Origin of the sequence: Spiroplasma monobiae MQ-1 (assembly GCF_002865545.1) — a bacterium.
In the GTDB taxonomy this organism is placed as follows: Bacteria; Bacillota_I; Bacilli_A; order Mycoplasmatales; family Mycoplasmataceae; genus Spiroplasma_A; species Spiroplasma_A monobiae.
This window is the reverse complement of record NZ_CP025543.1, coordinates 122047-148582: the sequence shown is the minus strand read 5'-3', so window position 1 is coordinate 148582 and position 26536 is coordinate 122047. Positions and strand designations below refer to the sequence as shown.

21 protein-coding genes and 6 tRNA genes are annotated in these 26536 nt (G+C 29.9%); 1 reads left to right on the top strand and 26 read right to left on the bottom strand.

Going from position 1 to position 26536, the window contains the following annotated elements; translation table 4 throughout:
• Positions 1–3: 3 nt before the first annotated feature.
• The 22 genes from trxA to SMONO_RS00600 form a co-directional block, all read right to left on the bottom strand.
• Positions 4–309 (bottom strand): thioredoxin, encoded by a 306-nt coding sequence (trxA, locus tag SMONO_RS00705; RefSeq protein ID WP_101780437.1) that lies wholly within the window; start codon positions 307–309, stop codon positions 4–6.
• A gap of 16 nt (positions 310–325) precedes the next feature.
• Positions 326–1159 carry an HAD-IIB family hydrolase gene (locus tag SMONO_RS00700; protein ID WP_101780436.1) on the bottom strand — a complete coding sequence of 278 codons (834 nt, stop codon included), beginning with the start codon at positions 1157–1159 and terminating at the stop codon, positions 326–328.
• A gap of 100 nt (positions 1160–1259) precedes the next feature.
• The gene (locus SMONO_RS00695; RefSeq protein ID WP_101780435.1) at positions 1260–2654 is read right to left on the bottom strand and encodes a uracil-xanthine permease family protein; all 1395 of its coding nucleotides are present in this window, start codon (positions 2652–2654) and stop codon (positions 1260–1262) included.
• A 288-nt stretch (positions 2655–2942) separates the two neighbouring features.
• Positions 2943–3027 (bottom strand) — tRNA-Leu (locus tag SMONO_RS00690).
• Positions 3028–3032: 5 nt separating this feature from the next.
• Positions 3033–3108, bottom strand: a tRNA-Lys gene (locus tag SMONO_RS00685).
• Between the two features lie 61 nt (positions 3109–3169).
• The gene (locus SMONO_RS00680; protein ID WP_101780434.1) at positions 3170–3544 is read right to left on the bottom strand and encodes a hypothetical protein; all 375 of its coding nucleotides are present in this window, start codon (positions 3542–3544) and stop codon (positions 3170–3172) included.
• Between the two features lie 76 nt (positions 3545–3620).
• A tRNA-Thr gene (locus SMONO_RS00675) sits at positions 3621–3696 on the bottom strand.
• An 8-nt stretch (positions 3697–3704) separates the two neighbouring features.
• Positions 3705–3780: transfer RNA gene (locus SMONO_RS00670), tRNA-Val, on the bottom strand.
• 20 nt (positions 3781–3800) lie between these two features.
• Positions 3801–3876 (bottom strand) — tRNA-Glu (locus SMONO_RS00665).
• A 9-nt stretch (positions 3877–3885) separates the two neighbouring features.
• Positions 3886–3961 (bottom strand) — tRNA-Asn (locus SMONO_RS00660).
• Positions 3962–4086: 125 nt separating this feature from the next.
• On the bottom strand, positions 4087–5277 hold the full coding sequence (locus SMONO_RS00655) for an acetate kinase (protein WP_101780433.1): 1191 nt from the start codon (positions 5275–5277) through the stop codon (positions 4087–4089).
• Position 5278: 1 nt separating this feature from the next.
• Positions 5279–6247 (bottom strand): phosphate acetyltransferase, encoded by a 969-nt coding sequence (gene pta / locus SMONO_RS00650; protein ID WP_101780432.1) that lies wholly within the window; start codon positions 6245–6247, stop codon positions 5279–5281.
• A gap of 1 nt (position 6248) precedes the next feature.
• The gene (lpdA, locus tag SMONO_RS00645) at positions 6249–8048 is read right to left on the bottom strand and encodes a dihydrolipoyl dehydrogenase (RefSeq protein ID WP_101780431.1); all 1800 of its coding nucleotides are present in this window, start codon (positions 8046–8048) and stop codon (positions 6249–6251) included.
• 15 nt (positions 8049–8063) lie between these two features.
• The gene (locus SMONO_RS00640; RefSeq protein WP_101780430.1) at positions 8064–9323 is read right to left on the bottom strand and encodes a dihydrolipoamide acetyltransferase family protein; all 1260 of its coding nucleotides are present in this window, start codon (positions 9321–9323) and stop codon (positions 8064–8066) included.
• Between the two features lie 21 nt (positions 9324–9344).
• Positions 9345–10334, bottom strand: coding sequence for an alpha-ketoacid dehydrogenase subunit beta (locus tag SMONO_RS00635; RefSeq protein WP_101780429.1), 990 nt, complete (start codon positions 10332–10334; stop codon positions 9345–9347).
• On the bottom strand, positions 10334–11446 hold the full coding sequence (pdhA, locus tag SMONO_RS00630; RefSeq protein ID WP_101780428.1) for a pyruvate dehydrogenase (acetyl-transferring) E1 component subunit alpha: 1113 nt from the start codon (positions 11444–11446) through the stop codon (positions 10334–10336). The genes SMONO_RS00635 and pdhA overlap by 1 nt, the downstream gene beginning before the upstream one ends.
• 14 nt (positions 11447–11460) lie before the next feature.
• Positions 11461–12465, bottom strand: a complete 1005-nt coding sequence (gene lplA / locus SMONO_RS00625) for a lipoate--protein ligase (RefSeq protein ID WP_101780427.1) — start codon at positions 12463–12465, stop codon at positions 11461–11463.
• Positions 12466–12468: 3 nt separating this feature from the next.
• On the bottom strand, positions 12469–13827 hold the full coding sequence (locus tag SMONO_RS00620) for an FAD-dependent oxidoreductase (protein WP_101780426.1): 1359 nt from the start codon (positions 13825–13827) through the stop codon (positions 12469–12471).
• Between the two features lie 263 nt (positions 13828–14090).
• Positions 14091–15911, bottom strand: a complete 1821-nt coding sequence (locus SMONO_RS00615) for an ABC transporter ATP-binding protein (RefSeq protein ID WP_101780425.1) — start codon at positions 15909–15911, stop codon at positions 14091–14093.
• A 78-nt stretch (positions 15912–15989) separates the two neighbouring features.
• Positions 15990–16889 (bottom strand): HAD-IC family P-type ATPase, encoded by a 900-nt coding sequence (locus SMONO_RS04385; protein ID WP_101780424.1) that lies wholly within the window; start codon positions 16887–16889, stop codon positions 15990–15992.
• Between the two features lie 66 nt (positions 16890–16955).
• The gene (locus SMONO_RS00605; protein ID WP_101780423.1) at positions 16956–18743 is read right to left on the bottom strand and encodes an HAD-IC family P-type ATPase; all 1788 of its coding nucleotides are present in this window, start codon (positions 18741–18743) and stop codon (positions 16956–16958) included.
• A 143-nt stretch (positions 18744–18886) separates the two neighbouring features.
• Positions 18887–20533, bottom strand: coding sequence for a TrkH family potassium uptake protein (locus SMONO_RS00600; protein ID WP_101780422.1), 1647 nt, complete (start codon positions 20531–20533; stop codon positions 18887–18889).
• A 90-nt stretch (positions 20534–20623) separates the two neighbouring features.
• On the opposite strand from SMONO_RS00600, the gene SMONO_RS00595 reads away from it, so the two are divergent.
• On the top strand, positions 20624–21319 hold the full coding sequence (locus SMONO_RS00595; RefSeq protein WP_101780421.1) for a potassium channel family protein: 696 nt from the start codon (positions 20624–20626) through the stop codon (positions 21317–21319).
• 23 nt (positions 21320–21342) lie between these two features.
• Here SMONO_RS00595 and gatB read toward each other — a convergent pair whose 3' ends face one another.
• Genes gatB through ligA form a run of 4 tightly spaced genes read right to left on the bottom strand, consistent with a single transcriptional unit; the run spans position 21343 to position 26530 of the window.
• On the bottom strand, positions 21343–22782 hold the full coding sequence (gatB, locus tag SMONO_RS00590) for an Asp-tRNA(Asn)/Glu-tRNA(Gln) amidotransferase subunit GatB (RefSeq protein ID WP_101780420.1): 1440 nt from the start codon (positions 22780–22782) through the stop codon (positions 21343–21345).
• The gene (locus SMONO_RS00585) at positions 22775–24241 is read right to left on the bottom strand and encodes an amidase family protein (RefSeq protein WP_101780419.1); all 1467 of its coding nucleotides are present in this window, start codon (positions 24239–24241) and stop codon (positions 22775–22777) included. Before SMONO_RS00585 ends, gatB begins: the two co-directional genes overlap by 8 nt.
• A gap of 2 nt (positions 24242–24243) precedes the next feature.
• Entirely contained in the window at positions 24244–24534 is a 291-nt protein-coding gene (gatC, locus tag SMONO_RS00580; RefSeq protein ID WP_101780418.1) for an Asp-tRNA(Asn)/Glu-tRNA(Gln) amidotransferase subunit GatC, read from the bottom strand.
• 1 nt (position 24535) lies between these two features.
• The gene (gene ligA / locus SMONO_RS00575; RefSeq protein ID WP_101780417.1) at positions 24536–26530 is read right to left on the bottom strand and encodes an NAD-dependent DNA ligase LigA; all 1995 of its coding nucleotides are present in this window, start codon (positions 26528–26530) and stop codon (positions 24536–24538) included.
• Positions 26531–26536 lie beyond the last annotated feature (6 nt).

Sequence of the window (26536 nt, the reverse complement as noted above, 5' to 3'; positions counted from 1 at the left end):
CCCCTATTTTATAAATTGTTTTAAAATATCTTTTGACATAAATCCACTATTTTGTTTAACAACTTCTCCGTTTTTAAACATAATTAATGTGGGAATTGACATAACATTATATTTTTGTGCAACCTCTGTTAGTTTGTCTGTATCAACCTTAATGAAGTTAACTGATGTTTCTTCATTTGAAGTTAAATCAAATATTGGTGCTAACATTTTGCAAGGTCCACATCATTCTGCATAAAAGTCAACCACTGTTGCTTCTTTTGCGATTTCTTGTTCAAATTCTTCTACTGTATTTATAACTTTTACTGCCATAATCTGTTTTCTCCTTTTATAGTATATTTTTTTCAATAAAATCAGCTACACCGTTTTCATCATTTGATTTTGTAACAAATGATGCTTTGTTTTTTAGTTCTTCCAAACCATTTCCCATTGCAATAAAGTATTCAACTTGTGCTGCTAATTCAAAATCGTTAAAACTATCTCCAAATCCAAATGTTGTTGTATTTGATTTGTCTAGTCCTAAGTAATTTAAGACTTCTTTAACCACAGATCCCTTATGAATTCCTTTAATAGCCAATTCATAAACCCTCTCTGTATATTTAATTATATCAAGTTCATTGCTTATACCAGAAAAATCTTTGTAAAATTCTTCAACACTTTGTTGTGAAGGGTTTTTTTCTAATATAACTGTAATGTGATTTATCTTTCTATCAATATCTTCAAAATTTTGAATAACTTTATAGTCGGTTTTCATAATATCACTTCAGTATTTTGAATTTTCACCCTCGCCATACACATAGTAAATGTCATCTCCTATAAAGTGCACTTTGTATTTACCAATTTTGCCAAACGTTATATCAAAAACCTCTTTTAAAGATTCTGCTGATATATACTCTTCTTTTATTCATTTCTTTTCTTTAAAGTCATAGATATGTGTACCATTGTTAGCCGCTGCAAGACCATTTAATTTATCTAAACCTAAATAAATAGATTGTTGATCAAAAGTGTCTAGTGTACATCTAGCTGTAACTGGAATAAAGTAATAATTTTTATCATATACTTTTTTAACCATTTCTTTTGTTCTATCACTAAATTTATGAGTACTTGCAAGAGCGGTACCATCTAAGTCTGAAAAAATAAGAACGTTTTCTTTTAATTTCATCTTTCCACCTCAATTTACTAATATTGATTATAAAGGAAATACTCATTTTTATAAAATAGATTAAAAAATGATTCTATTTTATAGAATCATTTCCTTTGAACTATTTATTATTCTTTTTCTTAAAAATTGTCATAATTCCCATATTGTCATGCTCTGGTAATAATAAGTTTAATAGAACCCCACAAATTGTAGCTAAGAATAAGCCAGTTATTTTAAAACCATTAATATCAATGTTTGCTCCACTAACAGACATTCCAACACCAATCGCTAATATTGTAGAAATTACGATTAGATTTTTGGCATTTTTTAAATCAACTTTTGAATCCAGCATTATTTTGATACCATTTGAAGCAATCATACCAAACAGCATTATACTTATGCCCCCCATTACAGGAGCTGGTATCATTCTTATTAATTGATTTATTGGAGCGATGAAACTCATAACTATAGCAAATATTGCAGCTAAACCCGTTACTCAAACACTGGCAACTTTTGTTAAACCAACAACACTTGTATTTTCAGAATAAGTTGCATTTGCAGGACCACCAATTAGACCCGCAATACTCATAGCAACTCCATCAGCCATAAGAGTTCTGCTTACTCCTGGATTTTTTATGAAATCCCTTCCAGTCATTGTTCCAATATTTATATGATCACCCAAGTGCTCCACCATAGTTACCAATGATATTGGCACAATAGCTACTAGCGCTGGCCCAATTGTATTTGGATTAACTTTTCATATAGCTTTAAAACTTGGATATCATTCTCAATCTTTAGTATTTGTTATAAAACTTGTATCCATTATTTTGATACCCAAACCAGATAAACTAAAATGTAAAATTATACAAAGTAAATAACCAACACCCAAAGCTACTAGTATTGGAATTATTTTAAAGAAACTTTTTGCTTTTAACATGCAAAGAGCTGCAACCATAAATGTAATTATGGCAATTATTATTGCCAATCATTGTGGGTAATTTAAACCTTCAGGAGGCCCTGCCCAAGCGAAACCAACATTCCCCAAAGCACTAGGTACAGCACTTAAACCTATTGTTATTACAATCGGTCCTATAACAATTGGTGAAAATGCTTTTTTTATTCATTTAACCCCCGTTCAATGAATAATGAATCCCATAAGTATATATACTAAACCTACAACAAAAACAGCTATAAATATTGAGTTTTCTCACTGTGCTCAACCAACACCCATAACCGACATATAAGCAAAACTGCTCCCTAAATATATTGGCACCCTCGCTTTTGTTAGAACTATATAAATTAATGTTCCAAAACCAGAACAAAATAATGCCATTGATATATTTATTGCATCACCCATTCCGTCTTTGTGTGCTTGGGCATTTATTACCATAGGAACAAGGACTGTAGCTCCAAACATTGCAAAGACATGTTGAATTGACAATATTGATCACTGACCAAAGTTTTTAGGTCTTTGGTGAGGTTCTAATATTAGCTCAATTTTTTTATTATCTTCCATTTTTCCTCCTTCTAAATCTAACTTTTTACAAAAAAAATCAACCAATAAAAATGGTTGATTAATTATATATAAATAGATTTGAAAATTGAAAAGAAAGAGAAACTAAAGAGTTATTTTTTCTTCTTTTATTAATTTTTTTTACAAGATTAATACTTTTCATCAATTTCTCCAACTTTTCTTAAAAATGAATATATATAATTTTAGGTTCAATTGCAAGAATAAGGTAATGTTTTTTTTTTTTTTTTTAAAAAAAAAAAAAAAAATCACTTTCGTGATTATGTTTCTTTATGGTCCGGAATAAGGGACTTGAACCCCCACGTGTTACCACGCCAGATCCTAAGTCTGGTGCGTCTGCCAATTCCGCCAATTCCGGATGAATGGTGTCCCGTATAAGACTTGAACTTATGACCCACTGGTTAAAAGCCAGTTGCTCTACCGACTGAGCTAACGAGACGTTAAAATTAACACATTTATAATAACATTTTTTTCTTTTTAATAGAATACTTATTTTAATTTTATAAGTATTCTCTCGATGTTTTAAGATGGATTGCGCCAACTGTAATCATCAAAATTCCACAAATAATATTAATTACTCCAAATATTCATGTAAATCCAAATATTGTAGGTAAAAGCATAACTCCCAATGTAATTAAGATTATAGACCCCACAAAACTTGATTTAACAGTATTTTTAAAGATAAATAAAGTAGCTATTATTCCAATAATTGTCAAAAAAATTACTGCAATAATTATTATTATATAACTCATTTCATCCAACTCCACTTTGTTAACTTTTTTAAATATTAATTTTGCAAAAGATATTACAAAGATTTGATTTAATAAAGCAAGAGCTAATGAAATATAGGCAATTAAAGATAGATTTTTTTTCATACTTTCACTCCTTAATTATATAATACATAGATTTAGCAATAAAAAAACAACCATTTATGGTTGATGATTTCTTGCGTGGTGCTGATGATAGGACTTGAACCTACAACCTACTGATTACAAGTCAGTTGCTCTGCCAATTGAGCCACATCAGCAAAAAAAATGGTGGAGTGTGACGGGCTCGAACCGCCGACCGCCTGCTTGTAAGGCAGGAGCTCTCCCAACTGAGCTAACACTCCAAAAATATAATATAAAATAATGGTAGCCTGTACGGGGTTCGAACCCGTGTGTGCACGGATGAAAACCGTGTGTGTTGACCGCTTCACCAACAGGCCATATATAAATGGCGGCTTTTGCAGGACTCGAACCTGCGACCAACCGGTTAACAGCCGGTTGCTCTACCAACTGAGCTAAAAAGCCATAGATAGATTTCTACCTATTCATAATAGCATATTAGCAATATTAAAATCAATATTTTTTTTATTTTTTTTGTAAAAAAGGCAAAAAAATAGACTTTTTATTGTTTTAAAGTCTATTTCTTATTTTTATTTTGTAAGATTGATTGTATCTTTACAAATCATTAGTTCTTCGTTGGTTCTAACAGCCAGAACTTTAATTTTTGAATTTCTTGATGAAATATATTTATAATCCCCATATGACTCCTCATTTTTTGCTGAGTCAATTTCTATATTCAATAGGGGTAATTTGTCTAAAATTAATTTTCTTGTTGTTACTGAATTTTCTCCAATCCCAGCTGTAAAAACTATACCATCAAAATCGTTTCCTAGTAGGTTTGCAAATTTGACTATATAATCCGCAGCAACTTGGGTGTATTTATTAAGAGCTCTTATATAATTTTTATCACCCTTAAAATAACCATCAGTTATATCTCTCATATCGCTTGATTTACCACTTAAACCCAATAATCCAGATTCCTTATTTAAAATATTTGTTATTTTTGAAACATCTAAATTTAATTCTTTAGACATATATTCAATAATTGATGGATCAATATCACCACTTCTAGTACCCATCATAATACCAGCAAGAGGAGTCAATCCCATCGTTGTATCAAATGATTTACCATTTTTAATGCAAGTAATGCTTGCTCCATTTCCTAAATGACAAACAATAAGGTTTAATTTATCTTTTGATTTAACAAGAATTTCTGACATTTTTTCAGTTATATACTGATAACTAATTCCATGAAATCCATATTTTCTTACTCCATGTTCTTCAAACCAAGAATACGGAACAGGATATAGAAATTGTTCTTCACCTAAAGTTTGGTGGAATGCCGTATCAAAACAAGCAACCATTTTTGCTTTAGGCATTATTTTTTTAATAGCTTCAATTGCAATAATTGCACCTGGGTTATGTAAAGGAGCCAATTTAACAGCTTCACTAATTGTTTCAAAAACTTTTTGATCAATAATTGAAGATTTGCTTATAGTTACTCCGTGGACAATCCTAAATCCAACAGCATTTATATCATTAATATTAACGATGACATTTAATTCAATTAATTTATTCAAAATAAATTGAATTGCAACTTCGTGATTAGGTAATTCCATGTCAAATTCATACTTTTTTCCTTCATATTTAAATGAAACAAAACCATCTACAGTTATTCTTTCTGCAATACCATCAAGAACATCAACTGGATTTTTAATATCTGAATCATTAAATAATCTAAACTTAATTGAACTACTTCCTGCATTAACTACTAAAATCATGTTACCCCTCCATTGCTTGGAAAATTGTAATTATAGCTGTATTAATTATATCTGTTAATGTGGCTCCACGACTTAAATCATTAACAGGTTTATTAAACCCTAGAATAAATGGTCCAATAGCTTCATATCCACCCATTCTTTGAGCAATTTTGTAACCAATATTACCTGAATTAATATCAGGAAAAACAAATACATCCGGTGTTTGTTTGGTTAATTTACAATTTTTAAATTTTTTGTCTCTAATCTCTTTGTCTCATGCTGCATCAAATTGAATTTCTCCTGCATAATTAAAATCTAATGTTTGCTTGTCTAATAATTCAACTGCTTGTTTAACTCGAGCCACATCTTCTCCCGATCCCGAACCATCGGTTGAGTAACTTAATAGAGCTACCTCAGTATTTTTTACATTAAATGATTGTGCAAATTTAGCTGTCATTTTTGCAATGTCTGCTAGTTGCTCACTTGTAGGTTTTAAATTTAAAGCACAATCTGTAAAAAAGTAATTCTCATCACCTTTATTCATAATTAAAACACTTGCTGCCAAAGCAACATCAGGTGAAGTTTTTATTATTTGCAATGCAGGTCTAATTGTATCAGCTGTTGTGTAAGTTATACCACACAACATACAATCGGCTTTTTCCATTTTAACAAACATTGACCCAATATAGCTAGCTTGCTCCATTAATTTTGTTGCTTGCTCTAAATTGGTTTTTTCTTTTCTTAAATCCATAAATTTTTGAACCAAAGGTTCTTTGTTCATCTTATCAATTGCAATAACTTCTATTTTTGAATCTAAAGTTTTTGGAATTGAAACTTCTTTTTGAAACAACATAATAACTTTTGATATATTCTCTCTCACAAGTAAATTTGCAACTTCTTGAATTTTAGGTTCTTCACCTTCTGGTAAAACAATTGTTTTTTTATGATCTGAATTTACAAGAATTTCTTTTATCTGTTCTACTGAATACATATTAAAGGTTTAATGATTTTCCTGATTCTAATGCTTCAGCAGCTTCACCTATCGCTTCACTCATGGTTGGGTGAGGATGTATTGCTCTTGCTAATTCTGTAATTGTTCCTTCACATTCAATTAATGTTGTGAACTCTGAGATCATATCTGTTGCTCTATTACCAATAATATGTGCACCAAGTAATGTTTTATATTTAGGCTCACAAATTATTTTTACAAACCCTGTTGTATCATCATCTGCCAGTGCCTTTCCGATTGCCGCAAAAGGGAACTTGAATGTTTTATATTCAACACCCTCTTCTTTTAATTGTTGCTCAGTTTTACCTATCATAGCAATTTCTGGATGAGAATAAATACAACTTGGAATTTTTGAATAATCCATTTTTAAGTCATGAGCATCTGGTTTATTTGCTTTTAATGCTATTCTGTTTGCAGTAACAATACCGGCATGTGAAGCAACGTGAGCTAACATGATTTTACTTGTGACATCCCCAATTGCATAAACACCTTCTATATTTGTTTCTCCATATTCATTCGCAATAATTGATTTGCGTTCTGATAACTCAAGGCCAATTTCATCAAATCCTGCTGTTACAGTTTTTCTACCAATTGATTCTAAACAGTAGTCTGATTTAATAACTTGCTCTTTTCCATCAACTTCAAATATAACCGATTTACCTTTAACTTCTTTAACTTTTGCATTAGTAAATATTTCAATTTTGTATTTTTCTTTTAATATTTTTGTCATTAAAGTTGTTACATCCTGGTCTAACATAGGAAGAATTTTTGGTGCTCCTTCAACAACAGTAACCTTAGTTCCTAGGGCCGCAAATAAACAACCAAACTCTATTCCTATAACACCTCCACCAATAACTGTTAAAGCTTTTGGTATTTTTGGTAAAGAAAGAATTTTTGTTGAATCAATTAAATATCCACTCTCTCTTCCTTCAGCAAATCCAGGTAATGGTAATTCATTTGGTACTGAACCACTTGCAATAATTAAATTATCACAGTGATATTTCTTATCATTTACAATAATAGTATTTTTATCTAAAGCAGAAGCTTCTCCAATAATTTGCTTTACACCATTTTTAGTCAGTAAAGCTTGAACCCCACTAGTTAATTTATTAACAACACCATCTTTACGTTCAAGTGCTTTTCCTCAATTAATTTTTGGTTCTTCATTTGATTTCATATCAATTCCTAAGTTTGCTGCTTTATGAACTATATCTTCAAAAACTTTAGCAGTTCTTAACAATGATTTTGTTGGAATACACCCAACATTTAAACAAACACCACCATAGTATTTTTTCTCAATAATTAATGTTTTTAATCCCATTTGAGCTGTTTTAATTGCTGAAACATATCCACCAATACCAGCACCAATAACAATAACATCAAAACTTTCTTCAATATCTGTATGTTTTATTGGAGCAGATTCTGATTTAGAGGTTTGTTGCACGGGTGCTGGACCTCTACTTGGTATAACATCATTAGAAACGGGTGTTGAACCAACAACTGAAGCATTTTCTTCTTCAGAAGAAGACTTTTCGCCCACTGTTGCATTACCATCATCAATTTCAACAACAACATCGCCAACTTTTATTTCTTGTCCTTCTGAAATTAAAAGTTTAGCTATTTTTCCACCAACTGGTGCTGGAATTTCAGAGTTAACTTTGTCGGTCTCGACAAAAAACAAGGCATCTCCTTCTTTAATTTCTTGTCCTAATTTAACAAGAACCTCTGCAACTTTACCTTCAGTAAGTCCTTCTCCAATATCTGCGAATTTTACTTTATACATCCTGCATCTCCCTTTTTAAATTAATAGTAATGCTGGATTGCTTAGGTAATTTTCAATCTTCATTAAAAATCTACCTGCATCTCCACCATCAATAATCCTGTGATCACATGTCATTGAGAATGGCATGATTCAACCCGTTTTAATTTCATCTTTTACAAAAATAGGAGTTTTTGTCATTGTACCAACCCCTAAAATAGCAGATTCTGGTGAATTTATAATTGGTGTTGCGTAATCTAATCCAACCGATCCGAAGTTTGAAACTGTAAAAGTTCCATCTTTCATTTCAGCCATAGCTAATTTACCATCTCTGGCTTTCATAGCTAACTCACCTATTTTATTTGCAATTTCAAATATAGATAAATGGTTTGCTCCCTTTATAACAGGAACCATCAGACCTTTTTCAGTATCCACTGCAATACCTATATTTATGTTATGCATTTGTAAGATGGCATTGTTTGCCTCATCAATGCGAACATTAATATTTGGCATTTCTTCTAAAACTTTAGCTGCTGCTTTAACAACAAATGCTAAGTATGTTAATTTGATTCCATTTTTTTCAGATCAATCCTTTAGATTTGCACGCATATCATATGTAGGAGTTATATTTATATTTTTCATTCCTGTAAATGAAGCGTTTTCTGAATGTGATTTAACCATAGCTTTAATGGTTGCTTTTCTAATTCCACTCATTGGAATTGAATCTCATGATAAAGGAGCATCAATATCAACGGATTTTGTAGTTGATTTTAAAATTGAATTTGATACTGATCCCACAGGTGCTGAATTCAAGTCTGCTACCAAAATTCTTCCATGAGGACCAGTCCCTTTTATTGTTGACAAGTTTAGATTTTTATCTGCTGCGATTTTTCTAGCTAATGGTGTTGCTTTAATTCCTTCATTCGAAATTTCAGAAGCAATATTTGTTGTTGCTCTTGAAGCAATAACGTCGTTGGAAACCGGTGTTGACCCAACAACTGAAGCGTTTTCTTCGATTGGCTCATTCTTAGATGTAGATGCAGGCTTTTCATCAACCATTTCATTTCCATCATCAATTTCAACAACAACATCGCCGACTTTTATTTCTTGCCCTTCTGAAATTAAAAGTTTAGATATTTTTCCACCAACCGGTGCTGGAATTTCAGAGTTAACTTTGTCAGTCTCTACAAAAAACAAAGCATCTCCTTCTTTAATTTCTTGTCCTAATTTAACAAGAACCTCTGCAACTTTACCTTCAGTAAGCCCTTCTCCAATATCTGCAAATTTTACTTTATACATATTATTTCAATTCCTCTCTAACTAAAATTTGTAATCAAGCACTTTTTTAATTGCTTCTACAACTTTCTGTGGGTTTACTTGATGGAAACCCTCTCCTCTGTCATAAGGAATAACAACATCATATCCAGTACATCTTGATAAAGGTGCCTTCAATGAATCAAAACAATGTTCATTAACTGTTGTAATAATTTCAGCAGGAACACCAAAAGATCTAACCGCTTCACTAACAACTAATAATCTTCCTGTTTTTTTAACTGATTCAATAACCATTTTCTTATCTCATGGTTGAATTGAACGTAAATCAATTAATTCAATTGTTGCATTAGGGTGACTTGATTTAACTAATTCAATTGCTTTCATACAATCTACAGTTTGAGCTCCATATGTAACAATTGTTAAATCATTTCCTTCTTGTATTTTGTAACCTTCTCCAATTGGAACTGTGTAGTACCCTTCTGGAACTTCTTGTTTAAATGCACGATATAACTTTGTTGGTTCTAAAACAATAATTGGATCTGGTGATTCAATTGCCGCTAATAATAAACCTTTTGTATCATAAGGTGTTGAAGGCATAACTGTTTTTATACCTGGAATGTGGGCAAAAATTGCCTCCAAAGCTTCTGAATGGTGTTCTAAGGCTCTAATTCCCCCACCCATAGGCATTCTAATTACCATTGGTGCAGTTCATTTACCACGACTTCTATTTCTCATACGAGATATATTTGCAATAACATTTTGAAGTGCGGGTAATCCCAATCCTTGAAATTGTAATTCAACAACCGGTTTCATACCATTCATTGCCATTCCTAAACCAACTCCAGCAAACATTGCTTCAGAGATTGGAGCATTAAAACTTCTTTCAATTCCATACTTTTGTTGCAAACCTTGAGTAGCTCTAAAAACCCCTCCTTCTAAACCAACATCCTCACCAAAAACAATAACGTTTTTATCACGCTCCATAGCGACATCTAAAGCTTCAGTAACTGCTTTAATATTATTTATAATTGCCATTAGTGGTGCCCTCCATCTTTAGATTCTGGATATTTAGCAAAAAATTCTTTTGCTTCAGCCATTTGTTCTTTTAAATCTTCAGTTAATTCAGAATATTGATAATTGAATATATCTTCAATTCCATAGTTTTTATTTTGCTCTACTCATGCAAATTCTGAAGCAATATGTTTATCTTGCTCCTCATTTAAAGCATTCTGTTTTTCTTCGCTTCAAATTCCTTTTTCAATCATATAAGCCTTTAGTCTAATAAGTGGTTCATAAGGTGTTCTATCTTCAAATTCGCCTTTTGGACGGTATACATCTGGTGAATCTGAAGATGAGTGAGCACCTAGTCTATATGTATCAAATTCAATTAAAACAGGACCTTTACCACTTCTTGCAAATTCAACCGCTTCTTTTGCAACAGCATAACTTGCTAAAAAGTCATTTCCATCAACTTTAATTGAAGGCATTCCTGTAGCTATAGCCTTTACTGCTATATTTATTGATTTTGTTTGTTGATCTGTTGGAGTTGATATGGCTCATTTGTTATTTTCACAAACAAATACAACTGGCAGTTCATACAACTTAGCAAAGTTCATTGCTTCATATGTTTCACCCTCACTCATTCCACCATCCCCAGTTGTTGTTACAGCAACTCCATTTCTACCTTGGTACTTTTCTGCAAACGCAAGCCCTGTAGCTTGTGAGTATTGAGAACCAATAATAATGTTTGGCGGTAATGAATTAACACCTTCAGGAGCTTTTGAACCAGCTTCATTTCCAGCTCAATAGAGCATAATATTTCTAATTGGTTGACCCATAGTTAATCAAGCAGCATTGTTTCTATATCCAGAAACAAAGAAGTCTTTTTTAGGATCAATAACCATTGTATAAGCAACTTCACAAGCTTCTTGTCCTGTTGAAGTTAAGAAAGAAAGCAATCTTCCTTGTCTTTGCATTTTGTTTTGATAGTCATCTTGTCTTCTTGAAAGGTTCATAATTGTGTATGCTTTGATTAATTCGTCATCTGAGATATTTGGAACTAATTTTGGATCAATGATTTTTCCATCTTTATCCATAACACGTACAATTTCATCTTTAAGTGGATCAAATTTTGTTATATATTTCATATTTTTATCCCTTCCTAATTTATTAATAGTTTTAAAATATCTTCAGCTTCAAAGTTATCTCCGAAGATCTCTTTAAGGTTATGTTTTTCTAAAACACCCCTTACAGAATGATAGTCGTAATCTACACCTATTAGAGAAAATTCCAAATCCTCTGTACCTTTATATCCAAGAAAATCTCCATATATCTTAATTTTTGAGATTTTTCCTTTATCAATATTTATTTTTATTTCAATCAAACCTTTTGATTCTAAATATTTTTTATTAGAGATTTCAAAGTCTTCATTTTTAGCAAAAGTTCACTCTCTCGATAAATACTTATTCTCCAAAATTTCTTTAATATTTTCAATTTCGGTAATGGTGAATTCTATTTCTTTTACTTCATTATTTTTTGTGTAACTATTAATAATATTTTTTATAAAATTTTCTAACTCAATATCTTTATTTGCTTCAGCTAAAATTTTTTTTATATTGGCAACTCTAGCTGGTTTTGATTTTACTTTTTGATGTTTTATTTTTTCCAAATCAACATTTAAATACTTTAAGATCCTAGGTAATTCAACATCAAATAATAATGTTCCGTGTTGAAGAATTTTGTCCTTAGTTTTTAATTGTGCGTTTCCAGAGATTTTATAATCATCAATTTCGATATCATTTCTTCCCGAAAAATTTGCATTTAATCCTTCGTTTCTTAAATAATCAATTATTGGTTTTAATGCTATTTCAAAGTTAGTTTGTGAGTTTTTATCATTATTCACAATAAGTGAATAACAAACATTTCCCATGTCGTGAAAAACCGTTCCTCCACCTGTATTTCTTCTTATAATTTTTACTTCATCTTTCATTGCTTCTGCAATGTTTATTTCAGCATAAGTATTTTGGTTTCTACCAACCACAATCGTATTGCTATTTTGTCATATATATAGAATAGGATTTTGAGTTTTGTAATGGTAAGTTAAATACTCTTCAACAGCCAAGTTATAAGCTGGATCATTTGATTTTGATATTAAAAGATTAATCATTTTTTACTTTTTAAAGTAATTTAATCCTAAAACTTCTAAACCAGCCAATGTAACAAAATTGTATGGCTTATTAAAGTGAGGTAAAAAGAATATATCAACCAATGGTAACTCATCAATAGTTAGTCCTTTTTGGATACCCAATGACAACATATACATGATTTCGGTATGGTTATTTTCACTAGCTATTTGGGCCCCAATGATTTTTCTCGTTTTTTTATCTCACACTAATTTGATTCAAGCTTCTTTGTATGTTGACATAAATTCTGGACGATCTGAATCAGATAATAAAATGGCTTCATAATCTAATCCCATGTTTTTTGCACTAGCTTCACTAACACCAGCTGAAGCCATTTTAAATCCGAATACTTCAATACCATTTGCTCCTGTAAAACCTGGAGACGCTAATTTATTCCCATTAGCAATATTTGAAGCTGCAATAATACCTGTTCTAACTGCAGTTGTTGCTAGTTGAATTGGCATTTCCATGTTTAATGCTTTATTGAAAACTGTTGAACAATCTCCAATTGCATAAATATCTTCGTTTGATGATTGACAGTACTCGTTAGTTAAAATTGCTTTTCTGTCATTTAAATCGACTACACCTTCAAGTTGTTTGGTTTGCGCAACCACACCAACAGAGAAAATTACATAATCAGTTTCAACTTCACCTTTATCAGTAACAACATGCGTAACTTTTCCATCAACACCTTTGAATTCTTTAACGCTTTGCCCTAAAGCAAGATTTACTCCAGCTTTTTTCATTCTATCTTCTACATGTTGAGTGAATTCTGCATCGTAGTATACAGGCATTATTCTTTCTGCAAGATCTATTAATGTAACTTCTTTACCGTGTGCCACAAAAGCATCAACAAGTTCAACACCAATATAACCCGCTCCAACTATAGTTACTTTTTTTATTGAATCATTTAAGTTAGCTTGCTGAATTTTTTTAGCATGATCATAATTTTTACAGATTTGTACACCTTTTAAGTCTAATCCTGGGATTGGTGGCAGTAAAGGTCATGTACCAGTTGCAACTATCAACTTATCATAGTTGTCTTCAAATGTTTCATTTGTTTCTAAATTTTTAATCAAAACAGTTTTTTTATTAGAATCAATCGAAATTCATTCATGTTTCATTTTTACATTGATTCCTTCAGATTCTAGAATCTCAGGGTTTGCATAAAAAAGTCCATTTGGATCCTTAATTTCTCCTTTAACTCATAACGCTATTCCACAACCCAAAAATGAAATTACATCATTTCTATCATAAGTAGTAACTTCAATTTCTGGGTTTAGTCTTTTTAGTGTTCTAACAGCAGTTGTTCCTGCATGATTTGTTCCTAAAACTATAACTTTCATATTTATAACTCCTTTAAAGATTTTTTTGTTGGAAATACCCAACTTTTAATGCAAATTTATACAATTTGGAAGATTTTTCAATAATAATATTCAAAATAAAAAATATTCCTAAATTAATTATACCCCCAATTGTGTAATGAGAACATTAAATTTACTAATTAACACTTAAAATCAACTTTTTCAAATAAAAAAACACAAAATTGCTAAATAAAACTTAGGTTGATAACTTTATGTTCTATTTAATTTTGGTGTTCTTTAATTTATTATTCAATTAATCCAGCTTCATATAGTTTTTTAAAGTGTCCATCTTGAGTTTTTAATTCATTAAATTTTCCTCTTTGAACTATCCCTTTTCCATTTCCACCTAAAACTATTATTTCATTTGCATTTTTAATTGTACTTAGTCTGTGAGCGATAGTAACTGTTGTTCTACCTTTCATAAGCACATCCAATTTTGCTTGAATTTCTTTTTCAACGATATTATCTAAAGCACTTGTTGCTTCATCTAAAATTAAGACTTTTGGATTTTTCAAGAACATTCTCGCTATTATTAATCTTTGCTTTTGTCCACCACTCAATAGGAAACCTCTTTCTCCAAGAATCGTTTCATATTGGTCAGGTCAAGTCATTACAAGTTCATGAAGTTCTGCTTTTTTACAAGCCTCTATAACCTCTTCATTGGTACTATCAAAAGATCCATATCTAACATTTTCAAAAACATCACCGTAAAGAATTTGTGGATCTTGTTCAACATATCCAACGTGGCTTAAATAACTTGATAAATTAACATCTTTCAAGTCTGTATTTCCGTTAATTATTATTTGTCCTTTTGTAGGATCATAGAATCGTAATAAAAGTTTTGCAATAGTAGATTTACCGCTACCAGTTTCTCCAACAAAGGCGTATGATTTTCCTTCTTCAAATTTAAAGTCAAATTTTGGAAGAATTACTTTTGTTGGTTTTTCTGGGTATGCAAATTCTATACCTTTAAATAAAATGTCTCCTTCAATTTTTTTAACTATCTCACCATCTCAATAGTGAGAATTCATAATTGATTTTGACTTAATTGTGTCATCAACTCTTTGAGCAGCAACAGAAGCTTGTGCCAGTCCAAATAATGCTGCCATAACATTAAATAGAGGTCCTATCATAAGTCCTTGGGCTAAGTTATATGCTGCAAATCTTTGTTTAATAAACTCACCTTCAGCACCTTCTTGTCCATAAATTAGCATTGTTGCAATAACTGTTGCAAATTGAAGGACAAACATTCCACCCCACATAGTAGTCAACATAATTGCTTGTCTTGTTCCTACTTTTTTAGATTTATTGTAGAAGTCTTTATGCACTTGTTTAAATCTTTCAGTTTCATAGTTTTCAGTACCTGCGGATTTAATTAGTCTAACAGTAGCAATTCTATCAGTTACATTACCATTAATTTCTGTAATACTTTCTCTAACTTTAATAACTTTATTTCTAGTTGCATAGAAACTTACCATCATTAAAGACATTAATATAACAAATGTGATAACAGTTACTGATGCTAGTTGTCAACTTAATATATACATTAATATTGCAGCACCAATAATTTCAAAGAATGATAATCCGAATTGAAGTGGAACTTGAACAGCTTGATCTCCTACTATCTGTGTATCAGAAACTATTTTAGTTAAAATCTCTCCAATTTTTTTATCTGAGTAATATGAAATATCTTGTCTTACAAGATTTTCCAAAGCTCTATTTCTTAAACTTATTTCAATTTTACGACCCATTATATATGCTAAATAGTCATAAATAAATGATAATACACAATAAACTACAACTATTCCAATAGCAACATATATTAGTAGTACATAGTCATTTGTTCATGTATCAGTTATTATATTTTTAACAACTTCACCATCTTCTCTAGGATTTGTTATTGCAGCTGTCATTTGGAATGTCAGTATTGGCAATGATAAATGCAGTAGAACAAACATTATACACAAAACAAGCATTGTTAATGATAGTTTTCATTCTTTTGCAAAATAATAAACTAGGGTGTGGAAAAACTTACCTTTTCCAACTTCAAAATCCATATTTTCCATTTTATTTTTCCTTTCATTTTTAACTCTATTGAGAGTATATCTTTAAAAAAGAAAAACATATAAAATAATGTTTTTCTTTTATATTACTTTTAATAATGCTTGATAAGTACCATATATACAAACAGTTGGTAATAATGAGTTAATAAAGAATACAATTCCTAATCATGGTTTTAAACCCACTGTTGTAAAATCAAAAAACTCATTTATTTTTGAAACAGGTATCAATGTTAAGGTTGTTGCTATTAATGCAACTGACATTAGAATTAATAATCAATGATTTGGTCTATATTTATCAGCTTCTTTATTGTTTCTTGTAGTCTTGATTGGTAAGAAGAAATTATTATAAAGAATTGAATAAAATATTGGAGAAAACATAATTGCAATGTAAACACCTGTTTTACCAAATGCATTTGCTTCCTCAGAACCAGAACCAAATACCCAAACAGCTATTTCATAGTTTAATAAAGCAAACAATGTATTAAATAGCGTTGTGATTATAATTTGAGACCTAATCCCTTTTAATAAACTCTCTTTTTTGTGTGTTGGTGGAGGGTTTTTCATCACTCCACGTCTTTCTTTTTGCATACCAATTGGTACTGCAACTATTGTTTCAATAATAAAAATATGGAAGAGTATATTAACAGAATTTAAAGCAATATCTCTATTTATAGCTAATATTAATAATAAAGTTAGTATTTGACTTAAGTTTGCTGCAATCAAAAAGGAAATAGAATACTTTATTTTTTCATAGACATTTCTTCCTGAGTTAACACCAGAAATTATACTTTTGAAATTATCATCTGCAAGGATAACATCACTCACACCTTTTGCAACTTCTGTTCCTGTTATACCCATTGATATACCCACATCCGCCTTAACTAAACTTGGTGAATCATTAACACCATCACCTGTCATGGCAACAATATTATTGTCTGATTGTAATAAATCCACTATTAATGCTTTGTGTTCTGGATTCACTCTTGCAAATACGTTTGTTCTTTTTAATCTCTCTTTTAATTGTTCATTAGATAATTCATTTATGTCTTATCCGGTTAAAACACCATCAAATCGATCATCTGCAATACCTAATCTGGTTGCAATTTCAAATGCAGTGATTTTATGATCTCCCGTAATCATTATTACCCTAATACCCCCAGATTTTGCTTCTTCAATAGATGCTTTAACCTCTTCTCTTGGAGGATCAATTATTGCAACACAACCTAAGAAAGTTAGATTATTTTCATATCTTTGTTTTTCTCCTGTTATATCTTTTTGTGAGAAACCTAATACTCTAAGACCTCTTTTTGCAAAACTATATAACTGTTCGTTAATTTTAACTTTATCTTCTTCTGTTAAAGGAGTCACTTTACCACCAACTAATTTGTTTGAACAAATATCTAAAAGGTAATCCACAGCACCTTTTACATAAACCATTTTTCTACCTTCAACTTCATTTAAAGTTGTCATTAGTTTTCGTTTTGAATCAAATGGTATTTCATCTAGTCTTTCGTTGCTTTTTCTAATTAATTTATAATCAATTTTAAACTTTTTAATAAAATCAATTGTAGCAATTTCTGTTGCACTACCAATCTTTTCTTTTTCAACAATAGCATCACTACAAAGAGTTATGCAATTTACAAGTTCTGGGTATTTTTTTTCATTAAAGTCATTAAAATTTGATTCTTTAAAGTCTAAAAATATTTTATCTACACTCATTTTATTCTGAGTTAAAGTTCCTGTTTTATCTGAACATATAACATTAACATTCCCTAAAGTTTCAATTGATTTAGGATTTTTAATTATTACATTTTTTCTTGCCATTTTTTTAGTAGCAACCATTAAACAAATTTTTACAATAATGGTTAATGATTCTGGTATTAAAGATATAGCAGAAGAAACAGCAACCAATAATAAGTTTTTTAGTTGTGCATTTTCTGGATTTACCTCATTAAGTTGTTCTCTTAATAACCACGAAGTCAAAAATAATATTAAACCTAAAATTATTGAAGCAAGACCTATTATTGAAGTTAATTTTGTAACCTTTTTTTCTAAAGGGGTTTTTTCTTGTTTGTGTCCTGTTATTTTTGTAGCTATTTTTCCTATTTCAGAATCTTTTCCTGTGCCAAAAATAACGCCAGTCATTTTACCTTCAAGAACCAAAGTAGACATAAATGCTATATTTTTTTGATCTCCAAGCATTAAATTTTTATCTTTAATAATATCAGATGTTTTATTAACTGGTTCATTTTCACCAGTAAGGGCAGACTCATCAATTTTTAGTAATTGATTATAAATTATTCTAGTGTCTGCAGGTACAAAACCTCCTGAATTAACAAAGATTATGTCTCCAGGAACAAGCTCTTCAATATCTACTTCAGTTTTTTTTGAGTCCCTTAAAACGATTGCAACTTGTTTATTTTCATTTAAGTTAGCGACCTGATTTAATGATTTCACTTCTTGAATTGTTGCAATTACTGAGTTTGTTAAAACTATTATTGCTATTATTACTAAACCGGTTATATCAACTGTTTCAACTTTTCCTGATATTGCAGAAACTAACCCAGAAGCAAAACCAGAAAGAATCATAATTAAACTTAAAGGATCTAAGAAACTTTTTAGAAAAATTGTTAATCAATTTGGTTTTTTAGATTTTGGCAAAATATTTCTACCATAAGTTTCTAATCTCGCTTTTGCTTCTTTAGTTGATAACCCTTTTTCTGGGTCAACTTCCAAAATGCTACATATTTTCTTATTTGATAGTTTATATCATTCTTCACTTAAAACTGAACTTTGGGAGTCTGTTAGCTCCTTAATGTTTTCATTTATGTTCATTTTAACACCTCGAAAGATTTAAAAATCTTGACGAAATTATCTTACTACTTTAAATATATAAGTCAAACTTACGACTTTAAAGTCCATTTTATAAACCCTAGTTTGTTGACTTTAAATAAAAGAAGAAGAATTTTAAAATTCTTCTAACCTATTGTTATTTCTTCTTCTAAATATCCATAGTTCTGCTTATTTTTTGGTTTCACAAAAGCTAACAGCGTGTTGGAAATACCCAATTGACCGACAAACATTGTTATTACAAGTATTATTTTACTCAAAACACCCAGTTTAAGTATTTGTTCGTTCGGGAACGGTTGGAACCCAACGGTTCCAAAAGCAGAACAGACATACATTATAAGTTTAATTATTGTAGCTTCTGTGTGATCTGTGTCATCTGTTCCAAAAAGCATTTCATTGCTATCTAAGTAAACAATTAAAATACTTGCCACAACTATAAAAAATGAAATAAATACTACAGCAAATGCCCTTTTTACTGTTTCATCTGGTATTTTTCTTTTAAATGCTTCAACAGATTTTTTATTTCTCATAATAGAGAACACAGCTAAAATACATATAGCAAATGTGGTTGTTCTTATACCTCCAGCAGTTGAAGAAGGAGCTGCACCAATAAACATTCAAATCGAAAGTATAAATTTACTTCCGGCAGTAAAATCATTAACATCTACCGTTGCAAATCCAGCATTTCTTGTTGAAGATACATTAAATATTAAGTCCATTAACCAAACATGTGTAGGCTTTCAACCACCAGTTGGGGTTCATTTATCTATTAATAAAACCTCTCCACCTTTAGTCATTTTCTCAGTTGGAACTCATTCACCATTTAATAAGATTCTGCTTTCTTCGTGAGTTAGTCATTCTGTTAAAAATACAAGAATTGGTCCTAAAACAAATAAAGTAACGTATGTAATGAAGTTTATTTTTGTAAATAAAGAAAATTTTACTGTTTTTCCTTGTTTTCTGGCTTTTATTTTCTTTTTAATATCATGATAAGTTGGATAACCAAGACCACCAATTACTCATTGACATAAAAAAGTAACTTGAATTAAATATCCTGCTGATCCTTGTTGATTATAGGGAACAAGAGATTTACCACTTATAATATCAAAACCAGCATTGTTTGTTGCACTAATTGAATGAAATATTGATGCTCAAAGTGATTTACCAAAATCATTATAAGGACTTGTTATTGTTGAGTCCTTACCTAAATTTAAATCAATTGGTGTAAAATAAAATCCAAAAAACAAAACAATAGAACCTATTATTTCCAATGAAATTAAAAATATAAATGCATCTTTAATCATTTCAACTGTATTAGATAAACTGTTGTTACCCCTTTCAGACGAGGCAATATTTTGATCATCCAAAGACACTTTTCTTCCTATCATTACAAGTAAAGATATTTTAATTGTAAGTATACCAATACCTCCAATTTGACACATTATTATTATCAAAAGTTGCCCAATAAAAGAATAACCAGTATTTGTTTGAATCATTGTAATTCCTGTATCAGATATAGCACTTGAAGCAGTAAACATTCCAGTTATAAAGTTTCAGTGATTATTTTTATCTATTACAACCCCTGGAATCGAAAGCAAGAAACCCCCAATTATTATAGCTAGTAAGTAAGCTGATATAATTCTTCCACTAACTCGAGAAAAAGGTCATCAGTTTTTTAATTTATAAAAGAACTTTTCATTATCTTTTCTTGGTTCCTTTTTCTTTTTTACTGACTTAGTAATTATATCTTTATCGTCATTCAAAGAATTTTTCATGAAAAAACTACCTCTTTCAAATCTACATTAAATTATACATTAAACATTAAAAGAGTTGTATAATTTAATAGTTAGAAAGTTGGTGCTCATATGGCTAGAAAGAAGAGTTTTGCTATATTTGGTGCAAATTATTTTGGATTATCAGTTGCACAAACACTAGATGAAAAAAAACAATTAATTAAAATATTTGATTATGATGAAGAAAAATTAAATCTACACATCAACCAATTTGAATCGGTTGAGGGCGTTGTTTTAGATGCAACAAATAAAAATGCATTAGAAAAAAATGGTATCAATCAATATGATGGAGTTATTGTTTGTTTTGGTGGAAACATGGAATCAAGTGTTTTAACTGTTTTAAACTTATTGGATTTAGGCGTTGAAAACATAATAGTTAAAGCGAGAGATGAAAGACACAAAAGAATTCTATTGGCTCTTGGTTTGGATGAGGATAAAGTTATTATCCCTGATGTTATTACAGGAAAAATGGTTGCAACAAAATCATTATTTGATATTGAAAGTGAAGTTCAATCTATTGATAATGAATATGTATTCACAAGTATTATAGTCAATGAAGAAGAAGTTATTGATAAATCAATATTCGATGCAGGACTAACATCAAATAAAGACTTTAACATAATTCAAATTAAGAGAAATGGTAAAACCATACTCCCAGATGAATACACAGTTCTTAAAGAAGGAGATATTCTTGGGGTATATGCAAAAAATAATATAGTAAATGATCTTGTCTTAAAAATTAGAGGAGACCAAGAGATTGATGATTAAAAAAACTAGCTTAAGCTAGTTTTTTATTTATTTTCTTTAATCATTTTGATAATAACTTCTGTTGCAACTGTGGGATTTACATTTCCACCAGTTTCTTTCATCAACTGACCCATTAAAGTTTTTTCAACTCTTTCTGGTCTTTGTTCGTATTGTTCTTTAATTAATTCTAGGTTTTGTTTTACAATTGGCTCTAAAACAGATTCAATTTTTTCAACACTTGATATTAATTTTAGATTATTTTCTTCAGTTATATCTTTAATACTCTTTTCGGTTTCAAATGCAATTGGCAATATAGTTTTAACGTGTTTTGAAGAAATTAATCCTTCATCCATCATAGAAATTATTTCACTAATATCATTTGGTTTTAATTTGGAATCGGCCAAATTTATTCCATCCTTATTTAATAAAGATTTAATATCTGTGATTAAATAGTTAGCTACTTTTTTTGCATCAGATCCCAACGCTATACAATCTTCAAAAAATTTAACAAGAGATAAGTCTGAAAGAATATAATTTGTATCATCAGATGATAATTGATATTTATTTAAATATTTTTCTCTTTTTTGCGAAGCTAACTCTGGTGAGTTATTTATTACTTCATCAATTCAACTTTTATCTAATTTAATTGGAACTATATTAGGTTCTCTAAAGTATTTATAATCAATTGCGTTATCTTTTTTTCTCATCAATACAGTTTCTTGTATACTTTCATCAAACCTTCTAGTTTCTTGTTCAACTTTACCACCAGATAAAAGTATTTTGGATTGTCTTTTAACTTCAAATTCAATTGATTTTTTTACATTATTAAGTGAATTTAAATTTTTTATTTCAACTTTTGGTCCAAATTCAGGATAACCATATGGTCTTAAAGAAATATTTACATCACACCTTAATGAACCTTCGTTCATTTTAACATCACTTATACCAAGAAATAATAAAATCTCTCTTAATTGATTTACATATGCAACCGCTTCATCAGCACTTCTTATAAATGGCTTTGAAACAACTTCTATTAGACCAACCCCACTTCGGTTAAAGTCTATATAGGTTAAATCATCCTTGTGAGTTTGTTTTGCAGTATCTTCTTCAATGTGCAGTCTTTCAATTTCAATGACCTTTTTTTCACCATTGTCTAAAGTTATTTCAATGTTACCTTCTCGTCCAATCGGAAAATATTGTTGAGTTATTTGAAAACCTTTTACTAAATCTGGATAAAAATAATTCTTTCTATCAAATCTTAAAAGAGGATCTATTTTCATACCTAGAGCATTACACGCAAGCAAAGCGAGTCTGACTCCTTCTTTATTTACCGAAGGCATCGCCCCTGGATAGCCCATGTCAACCTCAGAAACTTTTGAGTTAGGAATTTCACCATAAGTAACCGGTCCAAGACCAAACATTTTTGAATTAGTTTTTAACTCTACGTGATTCTCAATCCCAATGATTATTTCAAAGTTATTCATTTAAATCACCCACTTGTCTAAAATTTTCTAAAATTAATTTTTCAATTATTTTAGCGGCTTGTAAAACTTCTAGATCTTCTTTTGGTTTTGCATTTAAATTGATTCCTATAGGCATATTTTCTTTGCAAACAAAGGGAAGAGTTATCGAAGGCATACCATTGAAATTCGCAAGAATTAAAATATCCTCAATAAATTTAGTCCCATCTTCTTGTTGATCAACATCAAATCCATAGACCTCGTTAACAGTTGGTGCTGGTTTTGTTGTCGGTGGTAATATTAAAATATCAACTTGTTTGTATAGTTTATCTAACTCTTCGACAATTAATCTTCTAACTTTTTTAGATTTCGCTAATAGAACATCCTGGTTTTCTGATTTTAATTGATAACTTCCAATTAAAAATCTTCTTTTTACCGTTTCACCAAACCCTTGAGTTCTAGAATTTTTAATTATTTCCATATAATCTTTTCCTTCGACTCTTACACCAAATTTTATTCCATCAAGATTCGCATGAGTTGATACAGCTTCTGCAAATGAGATCATCATATAAGTTGCAGGAATTGCTTCTAATAATTTTTTGTTAAATTCTAATTCTAGAACTTCATGTCCTTGATCATTTAGAATTGAATAAAGCTTTTTATAATCTTCTTTAAGTTCTTCTGGCATTATTTCTTCTACTTGCTTAATGTAACCAAACTTAAATCTTCTACTTACTTGATTTATATTTTTTACAAATTCTTTTTTATTGTCTATAGATGTAAAGTCTTTTGAGTCATAACCATATGTTGCATCACATAAGTAGGCCTGATCTTCAACGTTGTTTGTAAAAAAACCTAGATGATCTAAACTTGGAGCATATGGTATTGCACCATATCTTGAAATTGAACCATATGTTGGTTTAAAACCAACCACACCACTTAAACTTGCTGGTTTTCTAATTGAATCTCCAGTGTCTCCCCCGGTCGCAAAAGGAACTATTCCCTTGGCAACAGCATACGCACTACCACTTGAACTTCCTCCAACTATTCTGTTTGAATCATAAGGATTTCTAACTTCACCGTTAAAAGACAACAACCCAGTTCCACCCATTGATAATTCATCAAGTGCAGCTTTACCAATTAAAATTGAATTTTTTTCATTAAATTTTTCTGCTATTGTTGCATCGAATGATGGTGTATAGTTGGATAACATTTTTGAACCCGCTGTTGTTAAAATTCCTTTTGTAGAAATATTATCTTTGTGAATAAAAGGGATACCAGTTAATACATTATTAGCATCAATATTATTTTCAAGTTCATTTGCTTTTCGTAAAGCCTCATCTTCAGTTAAAGTAATTAAAAAATTACTTTTCATTTCTTCTTTAGATTTTAAAATAACTTCTTTTATTAAATCAGTTAACTTAATTTCTTTAGAAACTAATTTATCATGTATTTCCTTTAGTGTAGTTTTTTTAAAATTCATAATTATTTAACCACCTTTGTTATTGTTACAAAATCACCATCTATACTTGGTGCATTTCTTAATATTTCATTTTGAGGCAATACTTGAGTTTTGTCATCTTCTCTTAAATAAGTGAAGTTAAAATCAAAAGGATAATGTAATTCCTCTACACCATCTGTATCTACAGATAAAACCTTTTCAAATTTTTTTAATATTTGATTTTCTACTTTAAGAATATCTTGAAGTTCTTTTTCTGTTAAATCTAACATAGCATCTTCTTGAAGTTCTTTTAATAACTCTAAATTTATTTGCATTCTATTCACCTATCATTTCTAAAAAATCATCTTCTGATAAAATTTTTATTCCTAACTTTTCAGCTTTTTCTAATTTGCTACCCGCTTCTTTACCAGCTAATAAGAAGTCTGTTTTTTTACTCACAGTATCAATTACCTTTGCACCAAACTCTTCTAGCAAATCCTTAAAATAATTTCTAGGCTTACTTAAAGTACCTGTAATAACAAAGCTTTTCATAGTTATTTTATCATTGTTCTTTGTTCCTTCATTACCCAAATAAATCATATTTACATTTAACTCTTTTAAATCTTTTATCAAATTTAAATTTTGCTCTATTTCAAATCAGTCACAAACAGATTTTGCAACTATAGGCCCAATATCATTTATTTGATCTAATTGATCAAAACCTAATTTTGATATTTCATCTATACTTTTAAAATTTATAGCCAAGGTTTTTGCTGTTTTCTTTCCGACATGTCTTATACCTAAACCAAAGAATAGTTTTTCCAATGAATTTTGCTTTGACTTTTCAATTGACTCTAATAAGTTATTTACAGATTTCTCTCCCATCTTATCCAATTGAATTAATTCCTTTTGGAATTTTTTTAATTTGAATATATCGGCTACATTATTTATAAATTTACTTTCAAAAAGTTTTTCAATGATTTTTATACTTAAACCCTCAATATTCATTGCATCTCTTGATACAAAATGTTCAAGTCCTCTAACTATTTTTCTAGGACATTGAGAATTAATACAGTATTGATCAACTTCTCCATCAACCCTTTCTAAATTAGAATTACATTCAGGACAAATTATATCTTCAGTTCATTTTTTTAATTTTATATATTCTTCGTTTTGTATTGGTGCTATAACTTCAGGAATTATGTCTCCAGCTTTTTTTATTTTTACTTTGCCACCAATTCTTATATCCCTTTGAATTATAAAGTCAGCATTATGTAATGTTGCGGCTTGAACTGTGGTGCCTGCAATTTGAACAGGTTCAAGTGAAGCGTTGTAAGTTATTCTTCCAGTTCTGCCAACTGAAGCAAAAATATTTTTTAAAGTTGTTTCTTTAACTTCTGCCGGAAACTTAAATGCAATTGCTCACTTTGGTGATTTTGCAGTGTATCCAACCTTTTCATATAAATCAAAATCATTTATCTTTATCACAACACCGTCAATCTCATATTCTAGATTTTCTCTTTGACTTTGTATGTATTCAATATGAGAATAGACTTCTTCTATTGAATTACAAATTTTTCCAAGATTATTTATTTTAAAATTCATTTCCTCTAAATAGTTTAAGGAATCACTGTGTGTATGAAATTTTTCTCTATCCATAAAATAATATAAAAAAGCATCCAGGTTTCTAGAAGCAGCAATACTAGAATCTAATTGTCTTAGTGTACCTGCAGCAGCATTTCTTGGATTTGCAAATAACTCTTCATCATTGTTTTGTCTTTGCTTATTGATTTTTTCAAATTCTTTTTTAGAAAGAAAAACTTCTCCCCTAATTTCTACATAATCATTTTTATCAGAAATAGATAAAGGAATACTTTTTATTGTTTTAACATTTGAAGTTACATCCTCTCCATAAAATCCATCTCCCCTTGTCACTCCTTTAAATAAAATTCCGTTTTTGTAAATTAAAGAGATTGATAGACCATCAATCTTAGGCTCTACAAAGAAATTATATTTTTTATTTTCTATTTCTTTTAATATTTGATCATCAAAATTTATTAGATCATCTTTATTGAAAGCGTTTGATAAACTCAACATAGGCAACTTATGTTTATATTTTTCAAATTTATCCATAACAACACCACCAACTTTTTGTGTTGGAGAATCTTGTGTTAATAATTCTGGATATTTTTTTTCAAAATTAATTAATTCATTTAATGCTTTATCATATTCCGCATCATCAACAACTGGATTATCCAAAACATAATATGCATGACCTCATTTATTAAGTTTTTCTTTTAAGATATTAACTTTTTCTATTATTTCTTTCATAAAAAC